The sequence below is a fragment of the Atribacterota bacterium genome (assembly GCA_039638595.1).
GTDB classification, from domain to species: Bacteria; Atribacterota; Atribacteria; order Atribacterales; family Caldatribacteriaceae; genus Profundicultor; species Profundicultor thermophilus.
This window is the reverse complement of record JBDIWM010000058.1, coordinates 1-10,601: the sequence shown is the minus strand read 5'-3', so window position 1 is coordinate 10,601 and position 10,601 is coordinate 1. Positions and strand designations below refer to the sequence as shown.

Annotated in this window: 12 protein-coding genes; 9 read left to right on the top strand and 3 right to left on the bottom strand. The window is 47.2% G+C overall.

Going from position 1 to position 10,601, the window contains the following annotated elements:
* From ABDK92_10200 to ABDK92_10165, 8 genes are all read left to right on the top strand, one after another.
* A partial coding sequence (locus ABDK92_10200; GenBank protein MEN3186976.1) for a hypothetical protein occupies window positions 1-1,429 on the top strand: 1,429 nt, incomplete at its 5' end.
* A gap of 4 nt (window positions 1,430-1,433) precedes the next feature.
* Window positions 1,434-1,967: a hypothetical protein gene (locus ABDK92_10195; GenBank protein MEN3186975.1), complete on the top strand. Its 534-nt coding sequence runs from the start codon at window positions 1,434-1,436 to the stop codon at window positions 1,965-1,967.
* Window positions 1,964-3,124: a clostripain-related cysteine peptidase gene (locus tag ABDK92_10190; protein MEN3186974.1), complete on the top strand. Its 1,161-nt coding sequence runs from the start codon at window positions 1,964-1,966 to the stop codon at window positions 3,122-3,124. The genes ABDK92_10195 and ABDK92_10190 overlap by 4 nt, the downstream gene beginning before the upstream one ends.
* A 27-nt stretch (window positions 3,125-3,151) precedes the next feature.
* Entirely contained in the window at window positions 3,152-4,177 is a 1,026-nt protein-coding gene (locus ABDK92_10185) for a bis-aminopropyl spermidine synthase family protein (GenBank protein ID MEN3186973.1), read from the top strand.
* Window positions 4,178-4,455: 278 nt separating this feature from the next.
* On the top strand, window positions 4,456-6,165 hold the full coding sequence (locus tag ABDK92_10180) for an S-layer homology domain-containing protein (GenBank protein ID MEN3186972.1): 1,710 nt from the start codon (window positions 4,456-4,458) through the stop codon (window positions 6,163-6,165).
* 77 nt (window positions 6,166-6,242) lie between these two features.
* Window positions 6,243-6,650 carry a polymer-forming cytoskeletal protein gene (locus ABDK92_10175; GenBank protein ID MEN3186971.1) on the top strand — a complete coding sequence of 136 codons (408 nt, stop codon included), beginning with the start codon at window positions 6,243-6,245 and terminating at the stop codon, window positions 6,648-6,650.
* 84 nt (window positions 6,651-6,734) lie between these two features.
* Window positions 6,735-7,652 (top strand): AIR synthase family protein, encoded by a 918-nt coding sequence (locus ABDK92_10170; protein ID MEN3186970.1) that lies wholly within the window; start codon window positions 6,735-6,737, stop codon window positions 7,650-7,652.
* The gene (locus tag ABDK92_10165; protein MEN3186969.1) at window positions 7,628-8,215 is read left to right on the top strand and encodes an isoprenylcysteine carboxylmethyltransferase family protein; all 588 of its coding nucleotides are present in this window, start codon (window positions 7,628-7,630) and stop codon (window positions 8,213-8,215) included. Before ABDK92_10170 ends, ABDK92_10165 begins: the two co-directional genes overlap by 25 nt.
* Here ABDK92_10165 and amaP read toward each other — a convergent pair.
* The 3 genes from amaP to ABDK92_10150 are packed head-to-tail and all read right to left on the bottom strand — an operon-like array spanning window position 8,212 to window position 9,835.
* Window positions 8,212-8,751, bottom strand: coding sequence for an alkaline shock response membrane anchor protein AmaP (amaP, locus tag ABDK92_10160; protein MEN3186968.1), 540 nt, complete (start codon window positions 8,749-8,751; stop codon window positions 8,212-8,214). The genes ABDK92_10165 and amaP overlap by 4 nt on opposite strands.
* A gap of 15 nt (window positions 8,752-8,766) precedes the next feature.
* Window positions 8,767-9,300, bottom strand: a complete 534-nt coding sequence (locus ABDK92_10155; protein MEN3186967.1) for a Rad52/Rad22 family DNA repair protein — start codon at window positions 9,298-9,300, stop codon at window positions 8,767-8,769.
* A 13-nt stretch (window positions 9,301-9,313) separates the two neighbouring features.
* Window positions 9,314-9,835, bottom strand: a complete 522-nt coding sequence (locus tag ABDK92_10150; protein MEN3186966.1) for an N-acetyltransferase family protein — start codon at window positions 9,833-9,835, stop codon at window positions 9,314-9,316.
* A 140-nt stretch (window positions 9,836-9,975) separates the two neighbouring features.
* Here ABDK92_10150 and ABDK92_10145 point away from each other — a divergent pair, with 140 nt between their 5' ends.
* On the top strand, window positions 9,976-10,503 hold the full coding sequence (locus tag ABDK92_10145) for a TlpA disulfide reductase family protein (protein MEN3186965.1): 528 nt from the start codon (window positions 9,976-9,978) through the stop codon (window positions 10,501-10,503).
* The last annotated feature ends 98 nt before the right edge of the window (window positions 10,504-10,601 follow it).

Genomic DNA, 10,601 nt, shown 5'->3' with positions numbered 1-10,601 from the left:
GGATCGGATTGACCGCTTGCCTCTTTTCCCTTCTTTTGGATATTCCAGCGCTACCGGTCTAAGTTTGGGATATTTCTATAATTACTCCATCAATGATTACTCCTTTGGAACGGTGATCGTCAACTGGTGGCAGAAAAACGGGTGGAGTATCGAAGTAAGGCATTACCTGGACAACGAAGAAAAGGGTGAGCAAGGAAAGATTACTCTGTACTACCGGGACTATCCCAGTACATCGCCGACCTTCACTGCTCAAGCCGAGTACGGCAAAAAACTCGATGATTTTACTACTCTGTCCGGTCGTCTCAATTACACAAAGACCATCGGTAAGACCGATGACACTTACTCTTTCCTTTTGAGTATTGACCGCAATAAGGAAAAAGAAGCAGGGAAGCTGAACTTGAGTTACGACGCAAATTATACCACCCAGAGTGATACCCTTTCTGCACTCTTAAACTATAGGAGAACGGTTGGAGAAAACCTCTGGGGTGGCCTTGAGCTTTTCTATGTGGAAGACGCGAAATGGGGGATGTTTGAAGACCAGGACTTGCGTTACCTCCTCTATTTTCAAAAAAACCAGGGTGTATGGACCTACACGCTGCGTTACTATGGTCATAGCGACCTTGAGGGAGATGCATATACCGGTGACACCATCCAGGTGGTGCGAAAAATACCCGAACTCGAGGTATCGAGAGGGAAAGAAAGAATTGGTCAATCTGACTTTTCCTATGCTTATGGGGCAGTGGCTGGCTATTACTTTGAGGAAGAGACCGGGGTCAGAGAGAACCGTCTTAATCTGTATCTTGACATAGGTGGTAACAGCAAACTGGGTGATAATACCTTTCTGAAGCCGACTCTTCATTTTGAGCAGAATTTCTATGGCAATGGATTTGCCCGGTATCTCTGGTCGAGTAACGTGGGGATGGAACACAAATTTTCATCCAGCCTTTCCGTATCGCTTTCATACGATTGGCGTGGATACAGAGGTGCTACCCCTTTTAAATTCGATTACACTACCAGGGAGAACAGCTTCCTGTCGGTAAATGCAACGTATACCCAGAATCCTTGGAAAATCATCCTGGAAACCGGGTACGATTTTGTGACAAAAGAATTTATCGATGCCATTGTGGGTGTGACCTATGACGTTTCTGCTCAAAAACAGGTTGCTCTTAAAGGGAGTTATAACGTTGAAAGCACCGAGTGGCAAGGAATGAGTTTTTCTATTTCCTGGCCTTTGTCCAAAGAGTGGAATATTGGACTGGAGGGTATCTGGGATTTTCAAGAGGGGGACCTTGATGCCTTGCGAGTTCGCCTCACCCAGGACCTTCACTGCCGTGAAATCAGTCTCTACTATGACCAGTCGGCGAAGACCTTCTGGCTGGAATACGGGCTCAAGGTGTTCCCCAGTCAGAAATTCAAGTTAGGAGGATGACACCATGGAGGGAATCAAGACAATTGTGGTTCTCGGATTCCTGATACTTTTTGTAGCGGGGTGTGCTAGGGGTGAACAACCGACCTGGGGGACAGGAAGCGAGATAAGGATTACCCTGACCCTGCGGGGGAACGTTGACTCAGATGTAGAATATCTGGTGGCCCTCGATCCCGATGGGAATGTTTTGACCGGGCCAGGAAAAGACCCTTTGGAATGGCGTGGTTTCTACGTCTTGCACCGGGCTGGCAATAACTTTTACTTCAGGAGTCCGAATGGAGAGGAGCGGTTTTTCTCTGGTGGTTCTGTTTCGGGAGCGATTATGAAAATGGATGTAGACCTTTCCGATTTGGGAAAACCGTCCACTTTGGAAGTAATGGTGGTGACGACCGATAAAGGGGGCAATGTCCTGGACACACTGGAAAATTACTTTACTGTGCGCCTTGGGTCTCAGTCGTATGTGTTCCGGGAAGATACTCCTCTTGATGCCGGTAACGCTTCAGGCGATATCCTGAAAGTTGAAATCGAGGTGCGGCGATGAAAAAATGGCTGGTTTTTTTTCTTTTCCTTGCGGGGATATCTCTATTTTTTTCAGGGTGCCTTTCTCCGACTATTCCTTCTCCGTCGACTAAAGCCAGTGACTGGACCCTGCTGATTTTTATGAATGGGGATAACGACCTGGAAAACGATGCCTGGCAAGATTTGAACTCCATGGAAATGGTTGGTTCTACGGAGCGAGTGAACATCATTGTGCAAATGGATACCCCGAAGACGGGCGCGTATCGTTACCGGGTGACTCAAGACGAGGATCCTTCTCTGGTCACATCTCCGATTCTTGAGTCTCTTGGTCGGGTTGATATGGGTGACTATCGAAGTCTTATCGATTTCGTCCGGTTTGGCGTTCAGAATTATCCGGCTTCGCGATATGCGCTTATTCTCTGGAATCACGGGGGTGGTTTCAGGAAAAGAGATATTTCTTTTGACTTTTCTACTGGTCATGCGATCACCATTCCACAATTGGCTTACGCCCTTTCTCAAACCAAATCCATCATAGGAAAGAATCTTGACCTCTTAGGAATGGACGCCTGCCTCATGGCCATGGTGGAGGTGGCCTATGAAGTGCGAAACTATGCCAATGTCATGGTGGCTTCAGAAGAGTTTGTGCCCGGTGAGGGGTGGGATTATGCGGGATTCTTACAGATACTGGTTCATTCCCCTTCTATGGGGGAAAGAGAATTGGCCCGAGCCATTATCGATACCTATGTGGATTCGTATCTGCGAGTGGGTGTGACACAGTCGGCAATTGACCTCAAGGCAGTGGCGACTTTAGCCCAAAGTTTGGATACCCTGGCGCAGGCGGTGCTGGGTGATTCTCGCACTCCTCCCAATCTCTATCTTTATCTTGGTGATCAGGCCTTGTACTTTGGGGATTATGATTTTGTAGACTTAGGAAGCCTTCTTGGGCTGTGGCATGGCTGGCCGACCATTCAGGATTTAACGGTCCGGGAAAAAGCAGGACTCGCTCGAGATGCCCTTGCACAGACGGTTTTTTATGAGCGAAACAATCTGGGTAAATCCCTAGGAGGGTTGAGTGTGTATTTTCCCTATCAATCCTACGACCCGAAGTATGATACGCTTTCCTTTGCTTCTTCTACATCCTGGGACGACATGCTAAAATATCTCTTCCGTTACCGGTAGACTGGACGAAAAAGGGGTGGAAGGAAAATGAATCGGTACCAGATACAGATTCTGCGTTCGCTGAAAGAGGGTCCGAAGAGCTTCTGGCGGTTACTGGATGAGCAGGATGAACATATCAGTGGTTTTGTGGAACGATTGAAAAAACTTTTGCAAGAAGACGTTGTGGTATATCGGAATGGAAAGTTTGAGCTTTCCGAGAAAGGCAAGGATCAAAGTCGAAGCCTTTCTCCGTACCACAGCGCCACCTGTAGCCACTGTCGGGGAGGGTACAATCCATTCCATTTTCTGGAAGCCTTTTCCTTTTATGCCCAGCTTGTTCAGGATCGACCACTTCCGAATCTCGATTTTGACCAGGGATTTATGACCAAAGAGGATATTTTTGCTCGGGTTTCTTTTCTCTATGAACGCGGGGATTTGGAAGGACAAAAAATTCTCATCGTCGGTGATGATGACCTTTTCAGTTTGGCGCTGGCGGCGACAAATCTTCCAGAATCCATCACGGTGCTTGAAATCGACCCAAGATTGGTGGAATTTATTCGAAATCGAACTCAAGAACACGGTTTTCGCGTCGAGGTATATCCCTATAACGTGGCTGATCCCTATCCCCTGGAGGACCATACATTCCAGGTTTTTATTACCGACCCGGTAGAAAGCGAAAGGGGTCTTATTGCCACTCTTTCTCGGGGAGCTCAGGCTTTGCAGAATGGAGGGGCACTGTATTTTGGACTGACCACTATTGAGTCATCCTGGCGTAAATGGTACAACATCGAGAAAGTACTTTTAGAGATGAATTTTGTGGTTACCGACGTTCTGCGAAGGTTCAGCAGTTATCCAGACAGCGATAATCAGTTCGATGAAAATTTTTACGACCGTACCATGATGCGCCGGCTTTTAGCGGTTACCTTGCCTCTTCCAGCTGATACAGACTGGTTTCGTTCCAGTTTCATTCGCTGTGAAGCAATCGACGAGCCAAAACCAGTGGTGGTGGGTAAGGTTCCCTTTGACCGGAGTTTTTACCTCGATGACGAAACCATGGCCACTCCCGGTTACTGAGTTGAAAAAAATTCGAAAATTTTTTAGAATGGGAGTAGTCAAAAGGGGATTTTTGACGTATAGTATAAAAAGGATGCAGTAGGCTATCCTGTCCTCTCTCCCGGGTGAGGGAAAGGAGGTGAAAAGGAAGACTTGGTGACCCAGGGAGGAAGGATGAGTGATAGAAGCTGGAAACCTCGAAAAGAAGGGACGAACAGAGAGGAAACAGGGATACTCTCTACGCAGCCTTCTTGGTGAGGTGGAAAGCGCAAAAACCAAACAACCAAGGAGGTTTGAACATGAAGAAACTGGCGTTAGCGTTAGTGTTGGTGTTTGCCTTTGTGCTTCCTGCTCTGGCAAACCCATTTGTTGATGTGCCGCTCAATCACTGGGCCTACGATGCCATTCAGAGCTTGGCGGCCAAGGGCGTCATCATTGGATACCCTGATGGGACCTTTGGTGGCAATCGGGCACTCACTCGTTATGAGTTTGCCATGGCCATTGCTCGGGCTATCGGGTATCTGGAGAGCAAAATTGACGAAGCTGGTTTTGCCACCCAGGAAGACATAGCAGCTCTGGAGAAGCTGGTCAAAGAGTTTGCCAATGAGTTGAAAAACCTGGGTGTCACCGTGGATGACCTGAAGAAGGTGGTGGGTGAAAACAGCGAAGCCATCAAGGCTCTGGAAGCTAGGGTTGCTGAACTTGAGAAGTACGCTGAACCCGTCAAGGTTACCGGAGAGTTCACTTCAACCTGGAAGGCATTCCTTCCCACCGCTACGGGCAAAACCGACGTCAGCTTCAGTGACTCGACCACCCTGTATATTGCTGCGACCATCAACGAGTATACCACTGCAGGAATTGATTTAACCATTGATGATACGTTCTCCACGCCTTCGGTGAGTGCTAACAATTTCTACATTGAGTACAAGAAGGATGAGTGGTACGTCAAAGCTGGAGACATCCGGCTTGGCAAAGTCGGCTTAGGTTTGGTCCATGGTGACTACCAGCCCGATGACCCCGATGATGATCGTGATTATGATTTAGACTTCGAGGGTGCGTTAGTGGTGTTCACTCCCGAGGATAGCGACATCACCTGGAAGGCTCTTGCTGCGCCAAACGACTGGTATACCATTCGGGCTGAATGGGAAAAAGTGGGAGTTAGTGTAACCTGGATGCCAGAGGGGGCTTCGCTCTTTAATGCTACCTCTGACCTCGTTATTAGCGCCGATGCCTGGACCGATTTTGATGAATCCGATGTCAAACTGACGGTTGAAGGTGCGTATGGAGTACTGAGTGGTACTTTCGGTGTGGCTGGCAAAGTAGCGATTAAGGCAACCGAGGATGTGACCATTACTCTTGATGGTCATTATGTGACTGCTGGATTCACCCCAGCGACCTCTGCGGCTTCACCAAGTGATTTCAAAGCTGATGAACTTGGGTTTGGTGTGGCAGCAAGCTTTGACCTTTCTGGTGACGACGCTGAAGAAAAATGGACTCTGGATGTCAAATACGATTATGCGCAGACCCTGGCTGGTGTTGCAACCAAGAACAAAGTGAGTGGTACGATTACCTTTGTACCAGCTGAAGCAGCAAAAGATGAAGAAGGCAAGATTAAAGTTACCTATGACCTTTTAACCAGTGGTATAACCGTATACGGTGCATATTTGAACTTCCCGCTTGACCTTGATAGCGAAAACAATGAAGCGTACATCTCGGTTGGCGGCGAATACGATATGGCTGCTGCAGCCTTCACCCTTGCCGGAAAGCTGGACTACAAGTGGTTAGATAAGAACACTACGTTGACTGTGGAAGGCCGTTATGACAGCGCTCCAGCTGCGGGTGCTCCGGTTTACAGCGTCTTGGCAAAACTTGGTTGGGATATGGCTGAAAATACTGCCCTTACCGTTAGCTACGAACTCAACACCTGGGACGCTGGTGATGACTTCGGTCAGGGTAACATCCTTGACGGAGCTGGCACCATTAAGGCAGAACTCTCAGTCTCGTTCTGATGGAATGTGCGTAGGCAAAAAGCCCCGGGAATTTCCCGGGGCTTTTTTTATGAGCATTTATCCAGTATAATGAATTAATGAATTGTCAAGCCATCCTTTCTCGTTTTCAGGCATTGCGATTTCGTAGAGGGCAAAGGGCATTCAACCACTCTTTTCTCAGATTACCTGTTGATGTCCTGTTTCCGCCTCAGCTATCCTTTGAGGGAGAAATTACCGCTGAGCACCTGGTGCGGGTAGAAGGGGAACTGAAGGGCACCATTAAGAGTCCGGTGGTGGTTGTTGCCGGAGGAGCCAGGGTGGTTGCTGAAGTAGAGGCGGAATGCCTCTATGTGGAGGGAATTTTTCGGGGGATTGCTCGAGTCCATTTTTTTTACCTTGATTCGAGTGGTTCGGTTGAAGGAGAGGTCAAGGCGGAAACGCTCTATGTGGATAAAGGTGCCAGAATGAGCGGAAAAATTAAGGCCGGAAGGAAAGAAGGGGTGTAGAGAAAAAGCATGCAGCTGGGAAAGCTCTCGCCGGATATTCTGAAAAGGATTGTATTCCCTTTCCAGGGTTCGAGAAGGCATGAGGTGCTTTATGGAGCGGGTTTGGGGAGGGATTGTGGCGTATTGCGCTTGGGGACAGACTTTTTGGCAGTAACCTGTGACCCGATTACGGGTGCACCTGATTTCCTGGGTTTTTTTGCTGTGCAAGTGGTGGTCAATGACCTGGTCTGTAGTGGTGCAGAGCCGGTGGCGGTGTTGGTGAGTCTCGTTTTTCCTCCCGAAAGCACTTTGGAAATGGTTGAGAAAACCATGCGGGAAATCGACACCTTTTGTCGGGAATGGAAGATTGTGGTTTTGGGAGGACACACCGAAATTTCTCAGGTGGTGCGCAAGCCCTTGGTGCACTGTGTGGGTCTGGGAAGGATAGCGAATGACCATTTTCCCGATGTGAGCAAGGTCCTTCCTGGAGATTCAATCCTCATGACCAAGGGTGTGGGCATTGAAGGGACGGCCATTCTTGCCTGGGAAAAGAGCGAGGAGCTCCAGAAAAAGTTTGGGAAAGAACTTGTGGAAAGGGCACAATCTTTCCTCAACATGATGAACGTAGTTGAGGACGCGCGAATCGCTAACTCTTTTTCCCCCCACTGTCTTCATGATGTCACCGAAGGAGGGCTACTCGGGGCACTATGGGAAGTGTGTGCGGGACAGAATCTGGGTTTTGAAATTGAGGAAGAGAAGGTTTTTATCTTTCCGGAAACGAGAGCCATCGCGCAGCATTTTGCCATTGACCCCCTTTGTCTTATTTCCAGCGGTACTCTTCTCATTTTTACCCCTTTTCCGGAGGATATAATGAAGGCTTTGCGAGAAGCATCCATTCCGGTATTTGAAGTGGGTAAAGTGACCAGAGAACCTCGAAGGATTGTGCGCTATAAGGATGGTTTTATTAGAGAAATAAAAAGCTGTCCTCAGGACGCCTTATGGAGCGTTGTGGAACGACTTTAGCCAGAATTGGCAAGAAACTCTTTCCCCACCGGGGGATAATCTGGGGGTTTTTGGGTCTCCTTCTTTTTCTTTTCGCTCATCCACAAAGGACGTTTTTTATTTATGGGTTTTTGCTTATCGTGTTTGGTGAGGTTTTACGCATCTGGGCGGTGGGGTATATAAGGAATTACCGGAAAGCAATGGAAGAAGATGTAGAAGAACTCACCAGCTGTGGTCCTTATGCCTATACTCGAAACCCACTTTACCTGGCCAATGGTGTGATCGGCACAGGGATTGTTCTGCTCTCGGGTCTCTGGTGGATGGTATTCCCATTCTGGGTGGTTTTTATGGTGCTTTATGGGTCCATTGTGAGGGCTGAGGAAGTATTCTTAGAAAAAAAATTTGGGCATACTTATCAGAATTACAAAAACGAGGTTCCTGCTTTCATTTTTCGATTGACCCCCTATCAGGGGAAGAAAAAACCGTTTGCTTGGGAGGTTGTGTTTCAAAAGGAAATCATCACCCTAATTACTCTGAGTGCGATAGTGCTTCTTTTTTACCTTCGTGGTTTTCTTGCCTTTTAGATTCCCTCTTCTTTTTTCAAATCAATGGAAAGCCGGATATCAGAGAGGGTAAGTCCGGTTTGGCGTTCAATCCGTTCCCGGACTTTGTTTTTGACCGCGACGGAAAACTCGGGAATGGAGGTGTCTGGTTTTACCGCTAAAAAGATGTTAAGAATCAGGTTTTGGCCTATTCTTTCTACCCTTGGTTCCACGAGGAGAATTTCATTAAAGCCTTTCATGGCTTCCTGGGCTAAGGCCTTGATGGATTCAAAGGAAATCCTGATTTCTCCCTCACCGGTAACATAGGTAATAGATTCCTCTTTTCTTGTGATGAGGAATCGAAATAAAAAGAGCGCGACCACCACGAAAGCGGCAATAATGAGAATTCCCAGCATGCGGAACAAGAAGTTGGTGTGGAAGAAAAGATAAAAAGCGGTAATCCACTCCTGAATCACGAGAACCGGGACAAGATTAAAAACCACCATTGTGATGCTTACCGCAATCAAAATAAGTAGTACCCCAAGAAGGAACGCAAACAATCGACCCCAGAAAGCCATTCCTCTCTCCTCCTTTTAATCGCTTTCTTCGCTCTTTAATTGATCGATGAGTTTTGAAGCTTCTTCAAAGGTAAGCCTGGCAAGAACTTCCTCAGACACGGTTTTCCCTTTCACTTTCGCCAGATTACGGATGAACTGTTTCTGTTTCTCCGAAGCCGGGCGGGTGAGAGGAACTTCTTCCTCTTCGTAGAGATAAAGACCCACTCCAAGAAGTGTTGCGCATTTTTTGAGTGCATCTGACGCTGCAGCCTTAAGGTCATCACCGAAATCAGGAACGTTTTTTTCGTGGTTTGGCGAAAACGATTTAAACCCGAACTGTTCCTTGACCAGGTTTCCGCAGGTTAACCTTCCTAAAACCCAGACATAACCCCTGGTGAGGTCAATTTCCTTTTCTTTGATTTCAAACGACCATTCTCCATCGAAGGCTTCATTCAGGCGTTTAATGACCGATGGAGTCTCAATATAGAATAGCTCTTTTCCTTCCTTGCCAGGTCGGCGTTTGACCTCTCTTTTGGAAAACTTTTTTTCCAGGATTTCCCGGTTTTTCAAGAGAAATTCCCCCTCAGTCGAAGGGTGATATCATTTTCTGGTAAATGCATATATCCACCCACTTTTGGAACTTAAACCCCACTTCTTTCAGGATACCCCGTAATTCGAATCCTAACTTTTCGTGAAGCCTGATGCTGGGGATATTCTCTCGAGCTATAAAGGCTACAACCGAATGGTAACCCAAACCCTTGGCCTCTTCCAGGAGATAACTTAACAACTCATAACCAATACGCTGACGGCGAAATTCCTCTCGAACGTAAATGGAATCGGATACCGTATATTGGTACCCTTCCCGATCTGAATAAGGGCTCAGGCACGCCCAGGCCACCAGAAGGCCATTTTCTTCGGCTACAATCAGGGGATACTTTTCGTTGTGTGCCCTGTACCAGGTTTTTTGCTCTTCAAGAGAACGAGGAAAAAGATGGAATGTGGCTGTGGTGTAGAGTACGGCCTGGTTGTAAATCTCGGTTATCTGCGGTAAATCGCTTTCTTGCGCCTTTCGGATATGGAGCACTTTCTCTCTCATGGCTTTCATATTGTATACCTTTTTTCCGATGGAGAAAAGACCTGGTTTTTTGGCTTTTTTAAAGGTCGAAAACCTGCTTGGTAATGGTGAACTTTCCTGAAGGAAAGGCGTAAAAGAAAAGTAATTCAATAGGTAAAGGGGCGTCAATCATGAAAAAAGCATACTTTTTGGTCTTCGGTATTCTTGTGCTTCTCACTTTTCTGGCTGGTTGTTTCAGTACTGTACCAACACCATCCCCTACGCCAAGCTGTCCATCAGATATGAAAGAAAAAGATTTTACTCTTCCTTTACTGAATGGAGGAACGCTCACCCTCAGTGACTACCTTGGAAAGCCAGTTCTTCTCACCTTTTTTACCCCTAATTGTCCTCACTGTATCAATGAAGCGCCCCTACTTGAGGCAGCGTATCAAAAGTATAAAGACACCCATGAGTTTGTAGTCATTGGTGTCGGTTACATCGGGGGAAGTAATATAATGGATCTACGGCAGTTTGTGCAAAATGCTTCGCTCACCCACCCTGTCCTGATTGATACACTGGAAACCAGAGTCTATTCGATGTATGGTGTATCTGGTGTGCCGCACTCATTCTTTTTTAACCGCTGTGGTACCATTGTCCAGGAAGAAATCGGTGAATTGACCGAGGACAAGCTGGAACGATACTTACAGAAAATCCTGTAATTGTCCTGCTAAACGCAGGGTCTGATAGAGTTCGTCCAGGTCTTTTCCCTTGACCAGGTACGCAAAGGCTCCTAAACGCAGAGCGTATTCCCGGTACT